The 23,618-nt window shown below is 69.1% G+C and carries 23 protein-coding genes and 1 tRNA gene; 13 read left to right on the top strand and 11 right to left on the bottom strand.

All coding sequences use genetic code 11. From position 1 onward, the window contains the following. The first annotated feature begins 300 nt into the window (after positions 1–300). From MRBLMI12_RS02075 to MRBLMI12_RS02060, 4 genes are read left to right on the top strand one after another with little or no spacing between them, the layout of a single operon-like run. Complete coding sequence (locus MRBLMI12_RS02075; RefSeq protein WP_363353466.1) at positions 301–1,839, top strand: glycoside hydrolase 43 family protein; 1,539 nt, start codon at positions 301–303, stop codon at positions 1,837–1,839. 2 nt (positions 1,840–1,841) lie between these two features. Then, complete coding sequence (locus tag MRBLMI12_RS02070) at positions 1,842–2,858, top strand: LacI family DNA-binding transcriptional regulator (RefSeq protein ID WP_363353462.1); 1,017 nt, start codon at positions 1,842–1,844, stop codon at positions 2,856–2,858. Further along, positions 2,855–3,694, top strand: coding sequence for a DUF6807 family protein (locus MRBLMI12_RS02065; RefSeq protein ID WP_363353460.1), 840 nt, complete (start codon positions 2,855–2,857; stop codon positions 3,692–3,694). The genes MRBLMI12_RS02070 and MRBLMI12_RS02065 overlap by 4 nt, the downstream gene beginning before the upstream one ends. Further along, complete coding sequence (locus tag MRBLMI12_RS02060) at positions 3,691–5,049, top strand: serine hydrolase domain-containing protein (RefSeq protein ID WP_363353458.1); 1,359 nt, start codon at positions 3,691–3,693, stop codon at positions 5,047–5,049. Before MRBLMI12_RS02065 ends, MRBLMI12_RS02060 begins: the two co-directional genes overlap by 4 nt. Here the strand turns inward: MRBLMI12_RS02060 and MRBLMI12_RS02055 are convergent. The 7 genes from MRBLMI12_RS02055 to MRBLMI12_RS02025 are packed head-to-tail and all read right to left on the bottom strand — an operon-like array spanning position 4,989 to position 11,560. Next, positions 4,989–5,654 (bottom strand): rhamnogalacturonan acetylesterase, encoded by a 666-nt coding sequence (locus tag MRBLMI12_RS02055; RefSeq protein ID WP_363353456.1) that lies wholly within the window; start codon positions 5,652–5,654, stop codon positions 4,989–4,991. The genes MRBLMI12_RS02060 and MRBLMI12_RS02055 overlap by 61 nt on opposite strands. Before the next feature lie 3 nt (positions 5,655–5,657). Beyond that, positions 5,658–6,593, bottom strand: coding sequence for a carbohydrate ABC transporter permease (locus MRBLMI12_RS02050; RefSeq protein WP_363353454.1), 936 nt, complete (start codon positions 6,591–6,593; stop codon positions 5,658–5,660). Next, entirely contained in the window at positions 6,590–7,045 is a 456-nt protein-coding gene (locus MRBLMI12_RS02045; RefSeq protein ID WP_363353452.1) for a hypothetical protein, read from the bottom strand. The genes MRBLMI12_RS02050 and MRBLMI12_RS02045 overlap by 4 nt, the downstream gene beginning before the upstream one ends. Before the next feature lie 5 nt (positions 7,046–7,050). Further along, a complete protein-coding gene (locus MRBLMI12_RS02040; RefSeq protein ID WP_363353450.1) occupies positions 7,051–8,316 on the bottom strand; it encodes a glycoside hydrolase family 28 protein in 1,266 nt (421 codons plus the stop codon). 24 nt (positions 8,317–8,340) lie between these two features. After that, a complete protein-coding gene (locus MRBLMI12_RS02035) occupies positions 8,341–9,861 on the bottom strand; it encodes an extracellular solute-binding protein (protein ID WP_363353448.1) in 1,521 nt (506 codons plus the stop codon). Then, the gene (locus MRBLMI12_RS02030) at positions 9,858–10,586 is read right to left on the bottom strand and encodes a YesL family protein (protein ID WP_363353446.1); all 729 of its coding nucleotides are present in this window, start codon (positions 10,584–10,586) and stop codon (positions 9,858–9,860) included. Before MRBLMI12_RS02030 ends, MRBLMI12_RS02035 begins: the two co-directional genes overlap by 4 nt. Further along, positions 10,586–11,560, bottom strand: a complete 975-nt coding sequence (locus tag MRBLMI12_RS02025) for an ABC transporter permease (RefSeq protein ID WP_363353444.1) — start codon at positions 11,558–11,560, stop codon at positions 10,586–10,588. Before MRBLMI12_RS02025 ends, MRBLMI12_RS02030 begins: the two co-directional genes overlap by 1 nt. A 346-nt stretch (positions 11,561–11,906) precedes the next feature. Here MRBLMI12_RS02025 and MRBLMI12_RS02020 point away from each other — a divergent pair, with 346 nt between their 5' ends. Beyond that, a complete protein-coding gene (locus tag MRBLMI12_RS02020; RefSeq protein WP_363353442.1) occupies positions 11,907–12,302 on the top strand; it encodes a hypothetical protein in 396 nt (131 codons plus the stop codon). 24 nt (positions 12,303–12,326) lie between these two features. Here MRBLMI12_RS02020 and MRBLMI12_RS02015 read toward each other — a convergent pair whose 3' ends face one another. After that, positions 12,327–13,280, bottom strand: coding sequence for an EamA family transporter (locus MRBLMI12_RS02015; RefSeq protein ID WP_363353440.1), 954 nt, complete (start codon positions 13,278–13,280; stop codon positions 12,327–12,329). A gap of 89 nt (positions 13,281–13,369) precedes the next feature. Here MRBLMI12_RS02015 and MRBLMI12_RS02010 point away from each other — a divergent pair, with 89 nt between their 5' ends. From MRBLMI12_RS02010 to MRBLMI12_RS01990, 5 genes are read left to right on the top strand one after another with little or no spacing between them, the layout of a single operon-like run. After that, the gene (locus MRBLMI12_RS02010) at positions 13,370–15,706 is read left to right on the top strand and encodes an MMPL family transporter (RefSeq protein ID WP_363353438.1); all 2,337 of its coding nucleotides are present in this window, start codon (positions 13,370–13,372) and stop codon (positions 15,704–15,706) included. Continuing rightward, entirely contained in the window at positions 15,703–16,293 is a 591-nt protein-coding gene (locus MRBLMI12_RS02005) for an isochorismatase family protein (RefSeq protein ID WP_363353436.1), read from the top strand. The genes MRBLMI12_RS02010 and MRBLMI12_RS02005 overlap by 4 nt, the downstream gene beginning before the upstream one ends. After that, a complete protein-coding gene (locus MRBLMI12_RS02000) occupies positions 16,286–16,957 on the top strand; it encodes a DNA alkylation repair protein (protein ID WP_363353434.1) in 672 nt (223 codons plus the stop codon). The genes MRBLMI12_RS02005 and MRBLMI12_RS02000 overlap by 8 nt, the downstream gene beginning before the upstream one ends. Before the next feature lie 27 nt (positions 16,958–16,984). Continuing rightward, on the top strand, positions 16,985–17,434 hold the full coding sequence (locus MRBLMI12_RS01995; RefSeq protein WP_349428206.1) for a GNAT family N-acetyltransferase: 450 nt from the start codon (positions 16,985–16,987) through the stop codon (positions 17,432–17,434). Further along, positions 17,431–17,739 carry a hypothetical protein gene (locus tag MRBLMI12_RS01990; RefSeq protein WP_363353431.1) on the top strand — a complete coding sequence of 103 codons (309 nt, stop codon included), beginning with the start codon at positions 17,431–17,433 and terminating at the stop codon, positions 17,737–17,739. The genes MRBLMI12_RS01995 and MRBLMI12_RS01990 overlap by 4 nt, the downstream gene beginning before the upstream one ends. Before the next feature lie 52 nt (positions 17,740–17,791). Here MRBLMI12_RS01990 and MRBLMI12_RS01985 read toward each other — a convergent pair. The 3 genes from MRBLMI12_RS01985 to MRBLMI12_RS01975 all read right to left on the bottom strand — a co-directional run bounded on the left by MRBLMI12_RS01985 (position 17,792) and on the right by MRBLMI12_RS01975 (position 20,189). Further along, positions 17,792–17,864: transfer RNA gene (locus MRBLMI12_RS01985), tRNA-Lys, on the bottom strand. 46 nt (positions 17,865–17,910) lie between these two features. After that, on the bottom strand, positions 17,911–19,332 hold the full coding sequence (locus tag MRBLMI12_RS01980) for a serine/threonine-protein kinase (protein ID WP_363353429.1): 1,422 nt from the start codon (positions 19,330–19,332) through the stop codon (positions 17,911–17,913). 194 nt (positions 19,333–19,526) lie between these two features. Next, a complete protein-coding gene (locus MRBLMI12_RS01975) occupies positions 19,527–20,189 on the bottom strand; it encodes a fasciclin domain-containing protein (protein WP_363353427.1) in 663 nt (220 codons plus the stop codon). Between the two features lie 211 nt (positions 20,190–20,400). Between MRBLMI12_RS01975 and MRBLMI12_RS01970 the strand changes: the two genes are divergently transcribed. The 3 genes from MRBLMI12_RS01970 to MRBLMI12_RS01960 are packed head-to-tail and all read left to right on the top strand — an operon-like array spanning position 20,401 to position 23,579. Next, complete coding sequence (locus MRBLMI12_RS01970) at positions 20,401–22,128, top strand: cytochrome c biogenesis protein CcdA (protein WP_363353425.1); 1,728 nt, start codon at positions 20,401–20,403, stop codon at positions 22,126–22,128. Between the two features lie 39 nt (positions 22,129–22,167). Further along, positions 22,168–22,770, top strand: coding sequence for an ECF RNA polymerase sigma factor SigK (gene sigK / locus MRBLMI12_RS01965; RefSeq protein WP_363353423.1), 603 nt, complete (start codon positions 22,168–22,170; stop codon positions 22,768–22,770). Then, a complete protein-coding gene (locus MRBLMI12_RS01960; RefSeq protein ID WP_363355707.1) occupies positions 22,770–23,579 on the top strand; it encodes an anti-sigma factor in 810 nt (269 codons plus the stop codon). Before sigK ends, MRBLMI12_RS01960 begins: the two co-directional genes overlap by 1 nt. Positions 23,580–23,618: the final 39 nt, after the last annotated feature.

Below are 23,618 nucleotides of genomic sequence, written 5' to 3'. Positions count from 1 at the left end.
ATGAATAGGTCAAGGGTTCGATTCCCTTAGGTGGCTCCACATACAGATCTGGGGCGATCGCACGTCGGTGCCACAGTTCCCGCGCGTGCGGCTGTGGATGTCGTCGAGGCCTTCGGGGTTACTCGATACTGGCAGACGCGCCGGCAGATCTCGCGCCCGACTCCCTGACGGACCTCGCATCCGACATCGCGCTCGAAGGCTGTTCGTGCCCGCTCCGGGAGCCATGGAAGACCCCGCAAGCCGCGCGCAACGGCCCCGCTTCGCGTGGACAGGAACCGGTTTCTCAACTAGCGTGAGCTCATGCCACTCGTCGACGACGCGAGCCTGTATCGCAACCCCATCATCGATGCTGATGTGCCCGATCCCGACGCCATCCGCGTGGGCGACCGCTTCTACCTCGTCGCGTCGAGCTTCCACCGTGCACCGGGATTGCCGGTCTTCGTCTCCGACGACCTCGTCGAGTGGAAGCGCGTCGGCTATGCGCTCGAGCGCAACGAGCCCGCTGCGTGGTTCGCTCTGCCACGGCGCGGGGGCGGAGTGTGGGCGCCGTCGATCAGGTACCACGACGGCCTCTTCCACGTGGTGTACCCCGATCCCGATCAGGGCGTGTTCGTGGTCACCGCGGCGAACCCGGCCGGTCCCTGGTCGCCCCCTTGGCTGCTGCTCGCAGGCTTGGGCATCATCGACCCGTGCCCGCTCTGGGACGATGACGGACGTACGTACCTCGTGCACGGCTGGGCGCGCTCCCGCTCGGGACGGAAGAATGTGCTCACAGTCGTCCCGGTCGACGCCCAGCTGACGAAGACCACCGGACCCGCCGTTGATGTCATCGACGGCGATCGACTGGACGGGTTCACGACCCTCGAGGGGCCGAAGTTCTATCGCCGCGCCGGCGAGTACTGGATCTTCGCACCGGCCGGTGGGGTCGCGAAGGGGTGGCAGACCGCGTTCCGTTCCCGGAGCCCATACGGGCCGTACGAGCACCGGATCGTGCTGTCGCAGGGCGACACCCCCGTCAACGGGCCTCATCAGGGCGCGTGGGTCGAGGATGGCGACGGCGGCGATTGGTTCCTCCACTTTCAGGATCGCGGGGTCTACGGCCGAGTGCTGCACCTTCAGCCCATGGCATGGGGGGAGGATGGCTGGCCGGTCATGGGCGAAGCGGTCGCCGGCGGGCCGGCGCAGCCAGTGGTGCAACACCCGTCCCCACGAGGCTCGCAGCAGGGGCTGCGCACGCTCGCACACCGGGACGCCTTCGCCGACGGGCTGCCGAGTGCCGACTGGCAGTGGGAGGCGAACCCGGACCCGGATGCCGTCTTCCCTCCGGATGCCGGGCATGGCGGTGCGGGGGGACTGCTGCTGCGTGGCAGCCCTGACGCCGGAGATCTGCGCACGCTTCCGCGGGTGCTCTCGCAGCCGCTGCCGGGCCAACGGTCGACGGCGAGCGTCGACGTGGAACTCGTCGACGCTCGACGAGGGGCTCGCGCCGGAATCGCCGTGCTCGGACTGGCGTATGTGTGGGCCGGTGTCCGACGTGTAGACGGCGGCGTCGAGGCCGTCGTCGCAGTGCGGGAGCAGGAGGACGCGCGCGAGCGCGTGCTCAGCCGTATGCCCCTGGGCTCTCCGGAGGTGCGGGTCACCCTCGAAGTGGATGCCGATGCCCGCGTCTACGTGAGCGTCGAGGCGGGAACTGCCAGGATCGAGGTGGATCCGCAGTTCCGCGCCGTCGAGGGGCACTGGGTGGGGGCCGCCATCTCCCTCTTTGCGGCAAACCCGCAAGGAGCGGATGAGACGGTCGCGCGCTTCGCGGATTTCGACATCACTATGGGGGAGGGGTGAGGATGGCGGGCAAACGCACGCGCACGACACCGACACGTGCGACGACGATCAACGACATCGCCCACGCCGCAGGCGTGTCCAAGGCGACGGTATCCCGAGTGCTCAACGGCTTGCCGACCGTGAACCCCGAGATCGCGCGCATGGTGCGCGCAGTCATCGACGAACTCGGCTACACACCCAGCCAGACGGCGCGCTCACTGTCCCTCGGGGTCAGCCGCACAGTGGGCGTCCTCGTGCCCGACCTCGGCAACCCGATGTTCCATCAGGTGCTGCACGGCTTCAACCAGGCAGCCGCGCGCGACGGCTATCACGTCGTCGTGTCGGACTCGTTTGAGAACGCCGACGCCGAGCCCGAGCTCGCGCGCGATCTGCGCGACCGTACCGACGCCGTGGCGCTGTTCTCGCCGCGAATGACCCGACCGGATCTGCTCGGGCTGCTGCCGCGCGTCGCCCCCGTCGCCGTGTTCAACCGCACGACCGGCAAGAACGCCGGCTCCGTCCTCATCGACTATCACGAAGGGCTGATAGTGCTCGCCCGTCACCTCATCTCGCTCGGGCATCGGCGGATCGCGTACCTCGCCGGGCCCGCCTACGCACGGGCGAACTGGGAGCGCGAGCGCGGCCTCGCGGAGGTCCGGGAGGCCGAGTCCGCCGTCGAGATCATCGACGTGCCGTGCGGCCACTCCTTCGAGGACGGCTACAACTCCTGGCCGGCGTTGCGCGATACCGGGGCCTCTGCGGTGATCGCGTACAACGACGTCGTGGCGCTCGGCCTGCTCGGACGCCTGTCGGAAGAGGGCGTCCCCGTGCCCGGAAGGCTTTCTGTCGCGGGGTTCGATGACATCCCGTTCGCGCGCTACTCGTCCCCGTCGCTGACGACCATGACGGCCGGGCTCAGCGGCATCGGCGAGCAGCTGTGGGCAGTGCTGCGCGCCGAGATCACCGCGGAGCCGCTGAGGGAGCCGATCATGTTCTCGCCTGAGCTCGCCCCGCGTGGAAGCACGAGGGCACCGCAGTGACGATCCCGCTGCTGGGCGCCGGCACCGCGGCAGTGTCGCTTCACGACGGCGTCGACCTTCCGCGCACCCTCTCGCCGCGCCCGTTCCTGACGGCGACGACACCGTCCGGGACGCCGGTGACCCAGGTCTCTCCCGGTGACCACGTCCATCACCTGGGCGCGAGCCTCGCCCTCCCTGATGTCGAGGGCACGACGTTCTGGGGCGGCCGCACGTATCGGCGAGCGCATGGCTCTGTAATGCTCGACAACCACGGTACTCAGCTCGTGCAGGAGCAGGATGCCGCTCCCGGCCGACTGCGGCAGCGCATCGCGTGGGTGGATCCGCGAGGTCGTGCTCTGCTGGAGGAGATGCGGGTCATCACCGCTCACGAGGAGAACGGGTATTTGGAGGTCGCCTGGACGTCTTCCCTGAGCCCGACGTCCGGGGTGGTGACGTTCGGCAGTCCGCAGACCAACGGCCGCGCCGGCGCTTTCTACGGGGGCATCTTCTGGCGGACGGCCTTCGTGGGGGCTCGGGTCGAGACGGCGGACGGAGACGGCATCGACAACGCACACGGCTCGCGCTCGCCTTGGCTCGCGATCGAGTCGTCGACCGCGTCACTCGTCGCCGCAACGACGACCTCGATGCCGTGGTTCGTGCGCACCGAGGGGTATGTGGGGTTCCTGCCGGCGGTCGCTGTGACCGAGCCGCGACGTCTTGCGCCGGGGGACACGCTGCTGCTGGACCTCGCGGTGTCCATCTCGGACAACCCTCAGAGGGATCCGGATGCCGTCACGTCGCGGCTGCTCGCGCGGCTCCGCGAAGGCGCCCCGGAGGCGGCCGGAGCTGCGGCGTGAGCAGTCCGCTGCGGGAGTTCGTCGAGCGGGCCCATGCGGCGGGCATCACCATCCATACTCTCGAGGTCGGCGTCGAGGGACGCACGGTCGCCCGCCAGGAGATCGCGCCGTTCGGTACGGAGATTCCGCACCGCATGTACTCGGTCTCGAAGTCGATCACCGCCCTCGCCGTGCTGCTGCTCGTCGAGGAAGACCGGCTGCGGCTCGATGCCCCGATCGTGACGTACTTCCCCGAGATGGAGCCGACGTCGCCATGGCTCGCCGCCACCCGAATCGACGACATGCTCGCGATGACAGGGCCGCACAGCCGAACAACGTTCGATGACACCGGAGAATGGCTGGCGTCGTACTTCCGCCGTCCGCCCACTCACCGCCCGGCCTCCCAGTTCGTGTATGACACCAGTGCGTCGTACACCCTCGCCGCGCTGGTCGAACGGTGCGGGGGAGCGCCGCTGCTCGAGTACCTCCGCCCCCGTGTGCTCGAGCCGCTGGGGATCGGCGCCGGTGCGCGGTTCCTGGCTGGCCCCGACGGGTTCAGCCACGGCGGCTCGGGGCTCATCGCGGCTCCCCACGATCTCGTCCGGCTGGCCGAGGTGATCAACGGGGCAGGGAGCTGCCGCGGCGTGCGGGTCCTGCCGGAGCGCGTCGTGCGACGCTTGCTCGAGCTGCGCTCCGACCCGGGCATGCAGGCATGGGGCGCGCCCTTCCGCGCCGGCTACGGGCGTCACGTGTGGCTGCCGCGCGCTGGCGCGTGGATGATGTTCGGCCTCGGCGGCCAGATCGTCTACGGGGAACCGGAGCGGTCGCTGGTGGCGGTGGTCACTGCCGATGCCACGCCCATCACGGGAGGTGATCAACGGCTCGTCGAGATGCTTCTGACCGCACTCTCACACGACCAACTCGATGACCCGGGTGCGTTAGACATGCCGCTCGGCGCTCACGATCCCGCCCACGCCCGGTCGCTCAGCGGAGCGTTCACCGTGATCACCGGCGACGGAGCCCCGGATCGGGTGGCGCTCACTGTTGATTCGGCCGGCGGCGAAGTGCGCATCGGCGGCAACGCCCCGCTGCGGTTCTCGACGGGGGGCCGCACGGTGACGGACGGCGCACTCGGCCGGGGCGTCATCGCGGCGCGGTGGTCGCGGCCCGGCGTTCTCGAACTGCTGCTGTCTGCGGCATCCGACGACATCTCGTCCGTCCACATGCGCATCGTGGTGAGCGACGATGACATCGTGACCGTGCAGTCGCACGGATCCGGGCCCGAGATCGGCGCTGCGTGGACCTGGGTGGGTAGCTACCGCCCCGCTGGGAGCGGGCGGCCGGTCAGCAGCCCCTGGCTGGACAACGCCTCGTAGACGAGATCGGCGACCATCTCAGCGCCCTCGGCGCGGAGATGCGTGTTGTCCTGCTGCCCGTGGGGATAGCCGGTCCACGCGGCGGGATCCAGCCACATGAAAGCCCGTTTGCTCTCTTCCTCGCCCTGGCTCTGCCACAGTTCCGCGGTCTGGGAGGTCAGATCGATGAGCGGCGCGCTCTCGACCTGAGCGACCGTCCTCGTCTGGTCGGGATAGAGACCGTGCGTGGGCTGAAGTCGTCCGTCGACGAAGTGGCGGCGCTCGATGGGGGTCAAGAGCACCGGTGTGGCGCCGTGCGCGCGGCCAGCCGCGACGAACCGGCGTAGATTCGCTGGGAAGGCGACCTCCGGATCACTGAAGCGCTCGCCCTCCTTGCCGTCGTTGTGCCCGAAGCACACGAGCAGGAGATCACCGTCGTGCACATCGTCCAGCGCTCGGTCGAGCAGTCCCGTGGCGATGAAGCTCCGCGTGGATGCTCCGGGCCGCGCATGGTTGATCACCTCGAGATCCTCGCGCGCACCGAGCGTCTGTCCCCAGCCGGCGAGCGGGGCGCGGTCGGCGGGGTAGTCGGCGGCTGTCGAGTCGCCGGTCACGATGAGTCGCACGATTCAGCCCTTCACGGATCCGATCAGCGCGCCCTTCACGAAGTAGCGCTGGACGAACGGGTACACAAGCAGCATGGGCAGCGTGGCGACGAAGATCACCGCCATGCGCACCGACTGCGCCGGCGGCACGATGTCGACCGCGCTCTCGTCGGCGTTCATGCCGCTCGCGACGATCACGACCTGACGCAGCAGCACCTGGATCGGCCACAGCTCCGACTTGTTGATGTACAGGATCGCGCTCTGATAGGTGTTCCAGTAGTACACGGCGTAGAACAGACCGATGGTGGCGATCGAGGCCATCGACAGCGGCAGCACGATTCGCCAGAACACCCCGAGCTCGGAGCATCCGTCGATCCGCGCGGCTTCTTCCAGGCTGTCCGGGATGCCCTGGAAGAAGCTCCGCATGATGATGAAGTTGAACGCGTTGATGGCGACGGGGATGGTCAGCGACCACAAGGTGTCCATCATCCCGAGGTTCTTGACGAGGATGAACGTCGGGATCATGCCGCCGGAGAACAGGATCGTGAAGAGCACGAGGAAGTTGATGACGCGGCGACCCTTGAGGTGCCTCTTGGACAGGGCGTACGCCATCAGCGTGGTGAGCACGAGGCTGATCAGCGTGCCGCCGATCGTGACCACCGCCGAGACGCCCAAGGCGCGGAAGATCGTCGGCGTGGAGAAGATGTAGCGGTAGGCGTCGAGGCTGAACGTCTCGGGCCAGAGGATGAACGCCCGGGTGGCGAGTTCGCCGGGAGTCGCGAGGGAGCTCGCGAGCACGTTCACGAACGGCAACAGGCACAGCAGCGCGAACGTGGACAGGATGAGCCCATTCACGATCACGAATACGCGCCGGCCAGGCGTCATGCGCCGCCGCCTGCGGTCCTGCTGGCGGATCCGGATCGGGATAGTCGCGCTGTCGAGGCGAGGCGAGGTGGTCATGGCGTCCTCCGAGGTGTGGGCTTGCGCGCTGCGAACAGCGCAGCAGCGACGAAGAAGAAGAAAGCGACCGGGTACAGCAGCAGCTGCGTCCCGACCAGGCAGGCGAGCCCCGCTCCGGCGAACCACCAACCGGCCGCGCTGCGACGCGGCTGGTGATGCGCGAAGAAGAGGCCGACCGCCCAGAGCAACGCGACGAGCACGAGGGAGTATCCGAACCAGGCGGCCAGGGTGTTGAGGGCCACGTCGGCGTCGGCGTCTGAGATCTCGACGCCGTTCTGACGCAGCGCCGGGACCACCCCGGTGCGAAGGGTCTCGTCACTGCTGCGCGTGATCAGCAGCGCGAACCCGCCTTGCAGCAAGGCGGCGCCCACCAGTCCGATGCTCGCGATGATCACCTCGGCGCGCCGGCGGAACGGCGCCGGGGCTCGTCGCACGCGTGGGGATTCGGCCATGAGCGTCATACCCGTCCGCCCTGCACGAGCACATCCGCGGTGTCATCGGCGATCACCGCGGGGCCGGTCGGACCTACGACGCGGAGGCCGGTGACGCGCATGCCGGAGACGAAGCGGGCGTGCACCCCCTCGGCCGCCATCGCCGGCACGCCGTCGGCCATCGCCGGAACAGCGGAAACAGCGTCGGCCGCGAACGATACGACGAAATCGTCCAGCGTGAGGTCCTCGAGGGGGGCCTCGGGAAGGCCGGAGACCCATGCCGCGCATGACTGGACGTTCGTCGCGGTGATGTGCGACAGATGGATGCCGCGGAAGCGGGGAGTCCCGTCGTCCACTGGCTGCGGAGTCCGGTCCGACACGATCGGGAGCTTGCCCTCCGGGCCGCAGAAGTAGAAAGGGTTGATCACGAGCGGGCACATCACGGCGTCCATGACGATGTTGCTCACGCGGACATCGGCGACGGTGCCCCCGCGGCCGCGACGCGACTTGATGCGGATGCCGCGGTCGGTGCCCTGGAAGACGCAGTTCGAGATGACGACGCCGCGCACGCCACCGCTCATCTCGCTGCCGATCACGACGCCGCCGTGGCCGTGGACCATCGTGCAGTTCGTGATGGTGATGTTCTCGCACGGGACACGATCGAGCGCCAGCTCGCTGCCCGCCTTGATCGCGATGCAATCGTCACCGACGTCGATATGGCAGTCGCTGATGCGGACGTTGCGGCACGACTCCGGGTTGATCCCGTCGGTGTTCGGCGAGTCCGGCGGATTCTTGATCCGGATGCCCGTGATCCGCACGTCCTCGCAGAGCAGCGGGTGCACGGTCCAGGCGGGAGAGTCGCGCAGAGTCACGCCCGAGATCTCGACTGCGGTGCACTCATGCAGGCCGATCAGCGTCGGTCGGGGAAACGAGAGGACATCCCGGCGCATCGCATCCCACCACCAGGCGCCGCCGCCCTCGATGCGGCCGCGGCCGGTGATCGCCACGTCGGTCTCGCCCCGCGCATAGATGCAGGGCGAGTGGATGGTCGTGGCCGCGCCCTCCCAGCGCGCGCCGATCGGAGGATAGAGGGCGGGATCGGCGACGAAACGCAGCACCGCGCCGGCCTCGAGGTGGAGCTCCACGTGGGAGCGCAGGCGCAGAGCACCGGTCTCGTGCACGCCCGGGGAGATCGTCACACGACCGCCACCGGCATCCGCGGCGTCGTCGATGGCGGCCTGCAGTGCCGCCGTGGCGTGCACCACTCGGCGGGCACCGTTCGGCATCCTCATGCTCTGCACCTGCGTCCCGTCACGTCACTCGTTCTCGGCGTACGAGGCGGTGAACTCCTCGATGATGGTGTCGAGGCCCTGCCCGCCCAGCTTCTCGATCGCCTCCTCGTAGCCGTCCATGTCGAGCTGGCCGACCATGTACTTGTTGTACGCGTCGTTCGCGCCCTGCAGGATCGTCGTCCAGCTCCGGTCGTACTCGTCGGACGACAGCGGCAGTGCGATGTTGATCACGGCGAACTCGGTGTTCTCCGCCATCTTCTCGTTGCCCTCGTCGACATACGGGGTCGTGCTCTTGAAGGTCACGACGGTGTCGGACGGGCGGGAGGACGAGTACGGCTGCACCTCCTGCTCCCACTTCGTCTGGTCGATGATGGTGAGGACGTCGTCGGCGTCGACCGTGTAGTGCTCGCCCTCGATGCCGTTGGTCATCGCGATGAACGGCTCCTCGTCCAGCAGCTTGTCGATGAACGCGAGGATGGACGTGAGCTCCGCCTCATCCTTGACCTGCGTCTTCGACATCGCGAACCAGCCGCCGAAGCCGCCGTTGGTGTCCGACAAGATGCGGCGCGGCACATCCTCGAACGTCATGTCGTTGATCAGCGCCCATGCCATGGGCGAGTCCGGGTTGGCGCTCTTGGCGATGTTCATGTAGTTCCGCGCCTCGAAGAGGCCCGTCACCACGATGCCGCCCTTGCCCTGTGCGATGGCGTCCTGCTGGTTGGACTTCTGCATGGTCACGAACTCACCGTTGACCGCGCCCTGCTCGTAGAGGTCGCGGTACCACTCCATCGCCTCTTTGAACGCGTCCGTCTGGAAGGACGGGACCACTTGGTCATCGTCGTCGAGTTCGAAGACGTTCCCCGCACCGAAGTAGCCCGCCAGTGACTTGAAGCCGACCTGGAAGCTCTCCGCGCGATCGATGAACCCGGTGGTGTCGTTCACGCCGTTGCCATCGGGGTCGTCGTTGGTGAAGGCGAGAGCGACCTCGGACAGCTCCTCGACGGTGTGCGGTGCATCCAGTCCGAGGTTGTCGAGCCAGTCCTGCCGCACGAGGACTCCGTAGCGGGCCACCGGCTTCTGGATGGGCACGCCGTACAGCTTTCCGCCGACACGTGCCGAGGCGATGGTCTGCTCGTTGATCTCGGCGAGGTTGGGGTAATCCCCGAGATACTGCTCGACGTCCCAGAACTGCCCGGACTTCATGGCCTGACGCACCGCGGTGTTGGCCGGGTTGCTCAGGACGGTGATGTCGGCCAGCGAGTCCGACGCCAGCGCGGCACTCATCTTGTCGTCGGACGAGGCGGCCGGCACCCACTGGAAGTCCACCTCGGTGCCGGTGTACTCCTCGAGCGCTGCATGGACGGGACCACCGGCCTCCGGTGTCGTCGGCGTGTGCAGCACCGTCATCCAGGTGAGGCTGTCCGGCGTCCCGCTGGTGCCGCCGCTCGCGGTCGGTTCGTCTCCCGAACCGCCGCATCCGGTCAGCGCCAGCGATACGACGGCGACGGAAGCGACGGCGATCCCGAGCCTGGTGTGGTGCCTCATTGTGATGTTCCTCTCGCAAGGTGGATGTGGACGCGCGAGGTCTCGCGTGCCCGGGGGGATGAGGTCTGGGTCGCCGCAGTCGCGGCGGGCGCGGCATCCGCCGCTGCGCTGTCCGCGCTCGCGGCCTCGGCGGACAATCGGCCGAAGACGATCCGGGTGACGTACCCGGCGGCGGTCGCTGGGATGCCGACGCCGAAGAGAACAAGCAGCGGCGCGCCGAACGCAGCGAGCAGCCAGACGACCCCGGCGACGGCGGCACCGGCGACGATCGTCCAGTGGAGGGAACCGAAGCCGATGAGCGCCGCGGCGGCGATCTGGCGGTGGATGCCGCGCACATCGGTCGCGGCCATCACGGGGAACACGTACGAGGCGATGATCGCGATGATCACGAGTGCGAGCACGTTGGCGAACCGGAGGGTCCAGGTGGAGGCGGTGAAGATGTTCGTGATGACGATGGCAGCGGCCGCGAGCAGGATCCACCCCATCGCGGTGGCCCGCCAGTACTGTGCGCGCAGGAGCGCGATGAACGTCCGGGTCACCGGCGGGGTCTCGCCGAGCCGGAACCAGCGGTCGATGTATGCGGCGAGGGCGAAAGAAGCGGGGCCGATGCCGAAGATCACGAGCCCTAGCGCCGTCGCGGCGATCCAGAGCAGGTTCAGGTAGGCGATGCGATAGACGCCGCGAAGGAACATGCTGATGCGGACGAAGCCCTCGAAGGAGAACATCAGAAGACCCCCTCTTCGCCGAACCGCTTGGCAAGCCGGTTGGCGGCGATGACGAGGATCAGTCCGACAAGGCCCTTGAACAGGCCGACGGCCGTGGCGTAGCTCAGCTGCCCGTTCTGGATGCCGGCCGTGTAGACGTACGTGTCGAAGATCTCGCCGACCTCGCGGTTGAGGGAGTTGAGCATCAGGAACATGTGCTCGAAGCCGAGCTCGAGGAAGTCGCCGATCGCAAGGACGAACATCACGATGATGGTCGGCCGGATGGCGGGCAGGGTGATGTGCCAGCTCTGTCGCCAGCGTCCCGCGCCGTCGATCTCGGAGGCCTCGTACAGCTGCATGTCGACCGCCGTCATCGCCGCGAGGTAGATGATCGTGCCCCAGCCGGCAGTCTTCCAGATCTCCTGCATGACGTAGAGCGGGCGGAGCCAGGCGGGGTCGGTGAGGAAGGGAATCGGCTCCAGGCCCCACGAGACGAGGAGGTTGTTCACGCCTCCGCCGTCCGTGGTCAGCAGGACGTAGAACAGCGACACCACGATCACCCACGACATGAAGTGCGGGAGGTAGATCACCGTCTGGATGCTCCGCTGGAACAGCTTGAGGCGCAGCTCGTTCAGCATCAGCGCGAGGATGATGGGCACCGGGAACGAGAAGATCAGCAGCAGCAGCGAGAGGACGATCGTGTTCGTCATCAGGAGCGGGAAGGCGTCTTGGGTGAAGAACCGGATGAAGTGCTCGAATCCCACCCAGGGACTGCCGAAGATGCCCAGGAACGCCGAGTAGTCCTGGAAGGCGATCACCAGTCCGCCCATCGGCACGTACTTGAAGACGAGGAAGTACACGATGCCGGGCAACGCCATCAGATACAGCGCCCGATGTCGCCAGATGTGCTGCCACCAGGTTCGCTTCCGCTCCGCCGGGGGGAGGGACTGGACGACTTCCGTCTGCACGTGAGGCGATGCCTCGAGCGCCGTCATGAGTGCGTCCGCATCTTCGCCAGAACCATGCGCATCGGTATGTCACTTCCTGTGCTCGTCGTCGAGTTCGGGGTGGGCCTCGGGAAAACGCTTGTCGAGTAACCGGTTTCTGACCCTAGCACGGCACTTCGTCGTCGACAACAGGCGTCGAGAGACGACGCTTCACGGCGTCCACAGCCACCCGTCCGGCGGCGCAGCGGGGCCACGGGCCACTCGAATCGACGGCGGACATCGCTGCGTCGCTGGTGACGGTGCCGAGCCGTATCGGGTGATCGGGTAATGTGGCTTCACGCCGGAAACGGCCGCGGGCAGCGGCCGTTTTCCGTATGTGAAGGACGGTGGAGAGGTGTCCCAGGCGATCGACGCCCTCGCCGAGATCTTCTCGTGGATCGGGTTCGGCGTGGGCGCACTGCTCGCCGGGGTCGCGCTGATCATGTACCTGTTCGACGGCACGTGGGTGCCGGTGCGAGCCGTCGTCGAGTCATCGGCCCACGGCCGTCTGGTCCGCTGGTTCGATGAGGACGGCGGCGTGGGGGAGGCGCACCTCACCCATGAGCAGGAGCACCACATCGGCGACGCCGACATGGCCGACATCTTCGTCCGTCGCGGATCCCTCAACCGGATGCGGTTGACGCAGGGCTCGCCGGCGGTGCGGGCCGTCGCGCTCCTTGCCGGCGGGATGCTCGCACTCGGCGTGGTCGCACTGGTGACCTCGCTCGTGATGCTCTTCGCCCGCGGCTGAGCGCTCGGGCGTCCCGGCGGCCGCCTATGCGACGGCGAGCATGCCTCCGGCGGTGACGGCCAGACCGAGGCCTACCCACTGGATCGCGGCGACGCGCTCTCGCAGGACGATCGCGGCCAGCAGGATCGTGCCGGCGGGGTACAGCGCTGTGAGCGCCGAGACCACCGCGAGGTCGCCGATGCGCAGCGCGATCAGCAGGAGCGCGTTGGCGGCGGCATCCGCGATCCCGCATACGACGGCGAGCGTCCACGCCCGCCGTGCCGTCATCGTCATGCCTCCCGGCTCCGCCGCGTGCTCCAGATCGGCGTGTCCGCTCGGCATCGCCCCGAGCGGCGGACCTGCGACGGCGAGCACGGAGCGCGCCGATGCGCCGCGGCGCATCGCCATGAGGGAGAGGATGCCGACCACGGCCATCGTGACGACGCTGCTCGTGGCGCGGCCGGTCACGAGGGGCACGAGGCCGCTGTCGGCGGAGGTCTGGTCGACGATGATGAGGAAGGCGCCGATCGCGAGTCCGGCGCCGACCGCCATTGCGAGTCCACGGGGGTTCGGCCGCACGATCTTCTCGCCCGGGATGAAGCCGACCAGGACGACGGCGACCAGGGCCACCGCCAGCCCGGCGTAGCCGATGGGCGCCAGCGCATCGCCCTTGACGAGCAGACCCCACAGCATCGGGGCGATCGCCGAGACGACCGCGGTAAGCGGCGACAGGATGCTCATCGGTCCGATCGCGAGACAGGCGTACAGCAGGGCGATGGCGACGACGCCGACGATGCCGGCGAGGACGCCCCACCCGACGTCCGCGGCCGTCCATACGCCGCCCACCAGCGGCTGCACGAGCGCGAGCGCGACGAGTCCTGACAGAGCCGCCACGGCGGTGACGACGATGGAGCGCAGCCGCCGCGCGGCCAGGCCGCCGAGGAAGTCGGCGGAGCCGTAGATGACGGCGCCGACGAGGGCGAGGGCGGCGGAGAGCATCGCGACCCAGCATAGGAGGCGTGCCGAGACCCTCGGGCGGCATCCGGATTCCGTTTCACGAAACGCAGTTCGCTAGATAAGCTAGCGATATGTCCTCGCCTCACCACGCGAACCGCCGCCCCTCCGGGTGGCTGCGCATCGGCATCCCCGCCCTGCTCGTGCTGATCTGGCTCGCGGCAGGATCCATCGGCGGACCCTACTTCGGCAAGGTCGACGAGGTGTCGACCAACGACCGGTCCAGCTTCCTGCCAGAGGGTGCCGACGCCACGCAGGTCAACGAGCGGCTGGCCGACTTCCTCGGCGAGGACAGCATCCCCGCTGTCGTGGTCGTCACCGGCGACGGCGAACTGTCGGAGGAGGACGTCGCCGACGTCCAGGCGCTGGCCGATGACATCGCCGGCATCGAGGGCGTGCAGGAGGATGTCTCGCCGCCGATCCTGTCGGAGGACGGCGAGGCGGTGCAGATCTTCGTCCCGATCGATGCCTCCGGCGAGGTGGGCGAGACGGTGGAGGCCATCCGGACCCTGGTGGCCGACGAGCTTCCGGACGGCTTCGAGGCGTGGGTCACCGGGCCGGCCGGCTTCACGGCGGACCTCGTCGAGGGCTTCCTCGGCATCGACGGACTTCTGCTCGGCGTGGCGCTGATCGCGGTGTTCCTGATCCTCGTGATCGTCTACCGTTCGCCGCTGCTGCCGGTCCTCGTGCTCCTGACGTCGCTCTTCGCCCTCTGCGCGGCGCTGCTCACCGTGTGGTGGCTCGCCTTCGCCGGCATCGTCGTGCTCAACGGGCAGGTGCAGGGCATCCTCTTCATCCTCGTCATCGGCGCCGCGACGGACTACGCGCTGCTGTACGTCGCCCGATTCCGAGAATCCATCGCGACCGGCGCGTCGAAATGGGACGCGACGCTCTCGGCGTGGCGCGGAGCGTTCGAGCCGATCCTCGCGTCCGGCGGCACCGTGATCGCGGGCCTGCTGTGTCTGCTGCTCTCGGACCTCGCGACCAACCGCGCCCTCGGACCGATTGCGTCCATCGGCATCGCGTTCTCCGTGCTCTCCGCGCTGACGTTCCTGCCGGCGCTCCTGGCGCTCTGCGGCCGGGCGGCCTTCTGGCCCTTCATCCCGAAGCAGCCGCTCGCCATGATCCCCGACGATCTGACGCAGCCGGTCAAGGGCGTGTGGCCGCGACAGGCGCGATTCGTGGCGCGCAATGCCCGCGTCGTGTGGATCGCGTGCACGATCGTCCTGCTCGCCGGCGCGATCGGCATCACGCAGCTCAAGGCGGACGGCGTGCCCACGAGCGACCTCGTGCTCGGAGCGTCCGAGGCCCGCGACGGCCAGGAGGTGCTCGCCGAGCACTTCCCGGCGGGGTCGGGATCGCCGGCGTACGTGATCATTCCCGAAGAGGACCTCGCCGGCACGGTCGAGGTGCTCGAGGCGTCAGACGGCATCGAATCGGTGGCCGTCGCCTCTGAGGACTCCCCGACCGGACAGGCCGCCGTCGAGGTCCAAGACGGCGAGCCGGTGCTCACGGCGGTCGGCCCGCCCGGCACGCCTGCTCCCGAGGCGACCGTCGCCGACGGCGACGTCCTCGTCGTCGGGACGCTCACGGATGCCGCCGACTCGCTCGCCGCTGAGGACACCGTCCGGCAGCTCCGCGCGGATCTCGACGACACGCTCGGCGCGGGGACCGCGGTCGTCGGCGGCGAGACGGCGACCGACATCGACACCAACGACACGTCGACGCGCGACCGGACCGTCATCATCCCGGTCATCCTGCTGGTGATCCTGCTGATCCTCATGCTGCTGCTGCGGTCGATCCTGGCGCCGGTGCTGCTCATCGCGACGGTGATCCTGTCGTTCGCGACGGCGCTCGGTGTGAGCGCGCTCGTGTTCAACGAGGTGTTCGGGTTCCCCGGCGCCGATCCCGCGGTACCGCTGTACGGGTTCGTCTTCCTGGTGGCGCTCGGTGTGGACTACAACATCTTCCTGATGTCGCGCGTGCGCGAGGAGTCCCTCGTGCACGGCACCAGGCCCGGCATCCTGCGGGGTCTGGTCGCGACCGGCGGCGTCATCACCTCGGCGGGTCTGGTGCTGGCGGCGACCTTCGCGGCTCTCGGTGTCATTCCGATCCTGTTCCTGGTGCAGCTCGCCTTCATCGTGGCCTTCGGCGTGCTGCTCGACACCTTCGTCGTACGGTCTCTTCTCGTGCCGGCGCTGTCGTACGACATCGGCCGGGCGATCTGGTGGCCGTCGAAGCTGGCGAGACGCGACGGGGCGGCATCGGCCGGCAGCGACCCCGGCTCTTCCGAGGGCTCTCCCGCTGAGCCGGTCGACGAGCCCCTGCCCGCGGAGCCGGAGGCCGCGCTTGTCGCAGACGACGGACACCCCCTCACTCGCGAGGAGTACAGGCGTACGCTCGAATCATGACCAAGGCGCTGTTCATCGTCGATGTCCAGAACGACTTCACCGAGGGCGGTGCGCTCGGCGTGGAGGGCGGGGATGCCGTCGCGCAGCGCATCACGGAGTACCTGGTCACGCACGCCGAGGAGTACGCCGTGATCGTGGCCTCGCGCGACTGGCATCACGGCGAGGGCGACAACGGTGGGCACTTCAGCGCAGAACCCGACTTCGTCGACACGTGGCCCGTGCACTGCGTGGGCGGCACCGAGGGCGCGGAGTACGACCCCGGCCTCGACACGTCGGGAGTGACGCACCACGTCAAGAAGGGGCAGGGCGCGCCGGCCTACTCGCTGTTCGAGGGCACCACCGACGACGGTGTCACCGTGGCGCACCTGCTCGAAGAGCACGGGGTGGTGGACGTCGACGTCGCGGGCATCGCGACGGACTACTGCGTGCGCGCGTCGGCCCTCGACGCCATCGAGCACGGGCGGCACGTGCGGATCCTCACCGACCTCGTCGCGGGCGTCGCGCCGGAATCGAGCGACGCCGCACTGGCCGAGCTCGCCCACGCCGGAGCCGAGCTGAGCCACTCCGGTCTCTCCGGCGGTGACTGAGCCCGCAGGCACGCCACCGACGGCCGAGGGCGTCCGCGCGGCGCTCGAGGCCGCGGCATCCGCTGAAGAGCGGGCCAAGACCCAGCGGCGCATGGCAGATGCGCGCACCGAGGTGATCGGCGTGCGCATGGGCACTGTCTTCGACATCGCGAAGACGAATGCACGGATGCCGCTGGCCGAGGTCGACCGGCTCCTCGACGCGGATGCCTACGAGATGCGGATGGTGGCGGTCTCGATCCTCGACTTCCAGGCGCGCACGAAGGACGCCGACCGCGCCGCGCTGTACGAGCTCTGGATGCGGCGGATGGACCGCATCGACACCTGGGACTTCATCGACCGGGCCGCTCCCCGAGTGCTGGGCGGGTATCTGCTCGACCGGCCGCGGGATGTGCTGTTCGACCTCGCGCGCTCTGATGACTGGCTGCGGCGTCGTACGTCGATCACCGCGGCGTTCTGGATCATCCGCGCGCGCGACCTCGACGACCCTCTCACGCTTTGCGAGATCCTCGCGGACGACCCGGAGCACCTGGTGCAGACGAACGTCGGCGTGGCGCTGCGCGAGATCGGGCGGGTCGATCGTGCGCGCCTGGAGGAATTCCTCGCGCGTCGCAGCGCCGATCTCAGCGCGCACGCGCGACGCACGGCGCGCACCGCACTCACCTGACGCCCGCGACCCGCTAGCGTCTGTCCTGTGACCGACATCCGCCCGCTCGCCACCGGCGACCACGACGCATGGCTGCCGCTCTGGCGCGGCTACCTGGAGTTCTACGAGTCCGAGCTCTCCGACGAGCAGACCGAGCTGACATGGAACCGCCTCCTCGATCCGCAGTTCCCGATCCACGGCGCGATCGCAATCGACGGCCGGGGCCGGGCGGTCGGACTCGTCCACTGGCTGACGCATGCGGCCACGTGGTCCGCGACACCGTACGTCTACCTCGAAGACCTCTTCGTCGCCCCCGATACCCGCGGCACGGGTGCGGGTCGAGCACTCATCGACCACGTGACCGAGTGGGCGCACACGCACGATGCGGCGAAGGTCTACTGGCTCACGCATGAGACAAACGGGACGGCCCGCACGCTCTACGACCGGGTGGCGAGCCACACCGGGTTCGTGCACTACGAGATCGGACTGAACCGATGATGACGACCGACGCCGCGCCCGCCGAGCGCTCCACCGGCGACATGGTCGCCACACTGCTGCTGATCGGGTTCTCCGTCGGCGCCGCGGTGGTGTTGTTCTTCGTCTCGCTCGCCTGGGCCACCGGCAGCTACGACAACACGCTCGCCATCGTGCTGGGCGGCTACATGCCGCTTGCCTTCGCGGTCATCGGGGGAGTTGCAGGCATCATCGCGCTCTCGCGCAAGCACACGGCGTTCTGGTATCCGCTGATCGCGCTCGTGCTGAGCATCGTGGTCTGGCTCATCGCCGCCGCGATCGCCCGCTGAAGGGGGAGATGGCGGGGGAACGCAGCCGCAGGCGGCACTTCGACGCTGTGAGTGGGCCCCGTGGGGCTCGAACCCACGACCCGCGGATTAAAAGTCCGATGCTCTACCGACTGAGCTAGAGGCCCTCGGATACCAGCCTACTTGCCGACAGGTGTGGTTCCGTTCTCAGGCTCAGCCCTTCCCATTCCCGTTCCCGCGCCCGCTGTTGCCGTTGCCGTTGCCGTTGCCGTTGTTGTTCCCTGGGCCGCTGTTGTCGTTGACGTCGCCTCCGCCGCCGGTGTCTGCCGGCGGCACGTCCTCGGCCGGGAGCTGCTCAGCGGGCACGTTCGCCGGCGCATCCTCGACCGGAGCCTCCTCCGTCGGTACCGGCGGAGCCTGCTCCTCTGCGGGGGGAGTGGATGCGGGGTCCGGTTCTGGGGACCAACTGTTCGCGAGCAGCAGCGACCCGAGCGCGAGTCCGAGCACCAGCAGCGCCGCGATGACAGCACCGATCACCAGGACTCGACGGGAGGGTCGGCGCTGCTCGTCCGGAACGGATGGGACGACCACAGCCGCGCTGTCCGTGCTGGCCGAAGCTCCCGAGGCGAGCGCGGCCATGCGCGCATCGCGGCGGAGCGCGCCGCGCTCGACCGGGCCTGGGGGATGAGCCACGAGCGCCGGCCCGGGAAAGACCTGGGTAGGGCCGGTGACGGGCGCCGCGACGGGCGCCGTCGCGGGGTCGGCCCGCTCGCGGGCGATGGTGTTCTCCATCGCCGCCAGGCGGGACGCCGCCGTCACGACCTCGAGCGCGGTGGGTCGGTCGTCCGGGCGGATCGCGGTCATCCCGCGCAGCAGACCCTGCCACGACGGGTGGAGCGAGTCCGGGATCTCGGGCGCCGACGTCAGACGTGCCACGACGGTTCCGATGCCTTCGGCATCGCCGAACGGGCGTTCGCCGGTCAGCGCCTCGATGAGCAGGAGACCGAACGCGTAGATGTCGGCGGCCGGCGCCGGCGGCACACCTCGCGCCTGCTCCGGAGCGACGTACGCCATCGTGCCGACGATCACTCCGGGGGTCGTCACGCGCGCCGTGTCTATCAAGTAGGCGATGCCGAAGTCCGCGAGCTTCGCCCGCCACTCCCATCCCGGCCGCGGAGATGACCACAGGAGCACGTTCGAGGGCTTGATGTCGCGATGCACGACCCCGTGCTCGTGCGCGACGTGCAGCCCCTCCGCGATGTCGATCGCGATCGATGCGACGATCCGCGGATCGACAGGCCCGCGCGCGATGAGATCGCGCAGGGTGATGCCGTCGACGTGCTCCATGACCAGATAGCTGGGCTCACCCGTGCCCACGCGGGCATCGAACACGGTGACCAGGGAATGGTGACTCAGAGAGGCGAGGAGCGTCGTCTCCGACAGCGCACGCTCGACGGAGTCGATGCCGTCGGTGGGCTCTCGGAACACCTTCACCGCCACCGAGCGCTGGAGGTGGGTGTCTTCGGCGCGATAGACGCGCGCCATTCCACCCTCGCCGATCCGCTCATGCAGGACGTAGCGATCGTCCAAGATCTCGCCGGTGGACAACTCCGCCGACTCGCGCAGGTCTGTCACGTCTCCTCCCACCCGGTGTCCGCACCCCTCCGGCACAACCCCAGGCCGAGGATAAGGCTAGACAGCACAACTGATCAGGCCCACACCCTTGACTCTCCCGCGACCGCGTGCATGTGGACACCACGAGACCGCCGGCGACCTCGCTTCGCCGGCGGCCTCGTGCCCCCCTGCGTGCCGGCCGAAGCCGGCGTCGGTCACTGTGCCGGAGGCATCAGGACCGAGTCGATGAGATACACGGTGGCGTTGGCCGTCTGCACGCCGCCGCAGATCACGTTCGCGTCGTTGACCATCCAGGCGTCGCCGCTGCCTGTCACCTCGAGATCGGCGCCCTGCACGGTGGTGTGCATGCCGGCGATGTCGGCGGGCTCGATCCGGCCGGGCACCACGTGGTAGGTGAGGATCGACGTCAGCGTCGCGGTGTCGGTCTTGAGCGACTCGATCGTGGCGGGGTCGATCGCCGCGAACGCTTCGTCGACCGGCGCGAAGACCGTGAACTCGTCACCGTTGAGAGTGTCGACGAGGTCCACCTCAGGGTTCAGCTGGGCGCTCACCGCAGCGGTGAGGGTCGTCAGCATCGGATTGTTGGATGCCGCCACCGCGACCGGGTCCGCCGACATGCCCTCGATCGAGCCGGCGCCGTCCGGCACGGCCTCGGCGTAGGCGGCGCAGCCCGGGCCGACGAGGTCTGCGGCGGGGTCGGCCGCCATCGGCTCCTCGCTCGATTCCATGGCGGGTGCGGACGGTTCGGTGGAAGGTTCGGCGGCCGAGCCGCCCATCGAACAGGCGGACAGCGCGAAGGTCGCGGCGACGGCGAGAGCGAGCCCGGCCGACAGACGCTTCCTGGTGATGCGAGACATGTCTTCCTCCTCCATGCGGTCGTGCGACCGCGGTCTGGTGGCCCCCGGTGCGGGGAGCGTGCCGCAGGAGCGGCTACACGGACTGTTCGGAGGGCTCGCCGGAACGGATTGGAAGAATCGGATGCCGATCCCGAGCACGCCCGCATGACACTCGTCCGACCAATCCGAACCGGGCTCCGGAGCGAACAACCCGCAACACCTAGGGGGACGCATGGAGCTCGTCATCATCGGTCTGCTCGGCGGACTCATCACGGGGATCTCGCCGTGCATCCTGCCGGTGCTGCCGGTCATCTTCCTGACCGGGGGCGCGCAGTCCGCCCGGCTCGACGACGCGGCAGGCCGCGCGGCGCCCGTGTCGCGATGGCGGCCCTATCTCGTGATCGCGGGTCTCATCACGAGCTTCACCCTCGTGACGCTGCTCGGCTCCCTCGTGCTCGGAGCACTCGGGCTTCCCCAGGACGTGCTGCGCTGGGCGGGTATCGCCGTGCTCGTGCTCATCGGCATCGGGCTGCTCGTGCCGCGATTCGAGCAGCTGCTCGAGAAGCCTTTCCAGAAGCTCGCTCGTCGCTCGGAGGTGCAGAACCGGGGAAGCGGGTACGGCGTGGGGCTCGCATTGGGAACCGTCTTCGTGCCGTGCGCGGGACCGGTGCTCGCGGCGATCATCGTCGCCGGATCCACGGGACGCATCGACGCCGGCACGGTCGTGCTGACGGTCTCGTTCGCGGTGGGGGTCGCCATCCCGCTCCTGTTCTTCGCACTGGCGGGCCGTGGGCTCGTCGAGCGCATCCGCGCGTTCCGCAAGCGCGAGCGCGGCCTGCGCGTCGCCGCGGGCGTCGCGATGCTCGCCCTCGCCGTGGGCCTCGTCTTCAACGTGCCGCAGGCGCTGCAGCGCCTCGTGCCCGACTACACCGCAGGCGTCCAGCGGGAGCTCACCGACAACCCCGAGGCCCGGCGGGCGCTCGACCTCGGCGGTCTCGTCACCGACGAGAACCGCGAGCTCGACCAGTGCACGAACGGCGCGTCCGAGCTCGAGTCGTGCGGTACGGCGCCGAGCATCCGCGGCATCGAGGCGTGGCTGAACACGCCGGGCGGCGCCGCGCTCGACCTCGAAGACCTTCGCGGTCAGGTCGTCCTGATCGACTTCTGGGCGTACTCCTGCATCAACTGCCAGCGCAGCATCCCGCACGTCGTCGCCTGGGACCATGCGTACCGCGACGCGGGGCTGCAGGTGATCGGCATCCACTCTCCCGAGTACGCGTTCGAGAAGGATGCCGGCAACGTCGCCGCCGGCACGCGCGACTTCGGCATCACCTACCCGGTGGCCCTCGACAACAGCCTGTCGACGTGGACGAACTACCGGAACCGCTATTGGCCCGCGCACTATCTGATCGACGCCGACGGCACGGTCCGGCACATCGCCCTCGGCGAGGGCAACTACGCCGCGACCGAGAAGCTGATCCGCGAGCTGCTGGAGGACGCGGATCCCGGTGTGACGCTGCCCGATCCGACCGACGTCGCCGATGACACTCCGGACGCCGGCACCCGCACGCGCGAGACCTTCCTCGGGTCGGCGAAGGACGTCAACTACGGCGGTGAGCCCGCGTATCGGGCGGGCGAAGCCGAGTACCGGCTGCCCGACGACCAGCCGTCCGATTCGTTCGCCCTGGACGGCGCGTGGCGGGTCGAGACGCAGTACGCGGCTCCGTCGGGGACCGCGGGCGGCGGCATCCGTCTGCAGTTCCATGCCGAGGAGGTGCGCATGGTGCTCGCCGGCGAGGGGGAGGTGCGCGTGCGCCTGGACAACGGCCGCGAGCAGACCCTGGCCGTGTCGGGGACGCCGCGTTCGTATGCCGTGGCGGAGACCGACGATGCGGCCGCGCACGTGCTCGACGTGCGCGTCTCGCCGGGAGTCGACGTCTACTCGTTCACGTTCGGCTGACACCGGGTGCGATCAGGTCCCGGGGAGGTGACGTAAGGCATGCTGGTGGACATGGTGATCGACGGGATCGACGTGCCGGAGGACGGCACGGAGCCGGTCGACCGCATCGGAGAGCTGCTGCTGCGGGTGGCGGCCGGCGATCAGGCGGCCTTCGCGCGCGTCTACGACCTGCTCTCGCCGCGCGTCTTCGGTCTGATCCTGCGGGTGCTCGTCGACCGGGCGCAGAGCGAGGAGGTGCTGCAGGAGGTCTTCCTCGAGGTGTGGCAATCCGCGTCGCGGTTCGCTCCGAACAGAGGTCAGGGGAGATCGTGGGTGCTCACGATCGCGCACCGCCGGGCTGTGGACCGTGTGCGGGCCTCGCAGTCGAGCACGGATCGCGACGTGCGCGCGGGATTCCGCGACCTCGGGGTAGCCCATGACGAGGTGGCGGAACAGGTCGAGCTGCGCATCGAGGGGGAGAGGGTGGCGACCGCGCTGTCGGCACTGCCGGACGCCCAGAAGGAAGCGCTGACCCTCGCGTATTACGGGGGCTACAGTCAGAGCGAGATCGCGGCCCTGGTGGGAGCGCCGCTGGGGACGATCAAGACGAGGATGCGGGACGGTCTGTCCCGCCTGAGAGCAGAGATGGGGGTGACCGCGTGATGAACGAGGAGGAGTTCGCCGAGCTCGCCGCAGGCGCTGCGCTGAACGCGCTGTCGCCCGCCGACCGCGAGGCGTTCGAGGCTGCGCGCCGCCGGCACCCCGAGTGGGAGGAGCGAGTGGACGCGGATGCCGCGACCGCCGCCGCCCTCGCCGACACCGTCGCCGATGCCGTGCCCCCGCTGACGCTGCGGTCCACGCTGCTGTCGCGGGTCGCCGCGACCCCTCAGCTGCCTGCCATGGACGCGTCCGCCGCCGCGGTCGCCGAACCGGTCACCGCGTGGTCCGAGAGCAGCGATCGGCCGGCCTCTGAGCCGCCGCCCGCCACCGCGGTCATCCAGGCCGTCTCCCGGCGTCGCTGGACCCGCGGCATCGTCGCGCTCGCGGCATCGTTGGTGCTGCTCGTCGCGCTGGGGCTCGGCGCGGCCATGATCAACGACTACCTGTACCGGCCGGCCGAGGTCGTCGCGCTACAGCAGATCGAGGATGCCCCCGACGCGCAGTCGGCCACGGTCGAGGTCACCGACGGCGGCACCGCGACCGCGCACTGGTCGGAATCGCTCGGCACGGTCGTGCTCGTCTCGCAAGGGCTCCCGCAGATCGCCGACGACGAGAGCTTCGAGCTGTGGTTCGTACGCGACGGAGGCGCTGTCTCGGCGGGCACTTTCGACTCCGCTGAGGGCGAGGCGACGGCACTGCTCGACGGTGCGCTGGAGCCGGGCGATGTCATCGCGGTGACGATCGAGCCGCAGGGCGGGTCGCCTACCGGCGAGCCGTCGACGGTTCCGATCGTCACGATCCCGACGGCGTGAACCTGATCCGGGGCGCGCGCAGTCGTCACCCCGGTAGCG

Origin of the sequence: Microbacterium sp. LMI12-1-1.1, from assembly GCF_040676455.1 — a bacterium.
Classification (GTDB): Bacteria; Actinomycetota; Actinomycetes; order Actinomycetales; family Microbacteriaceae; genus Microbacterium.
Note: the sequence above shows the minus strand (reverse complement) of the source record. Positions and strands in the feature narration are given on the sequence as shown.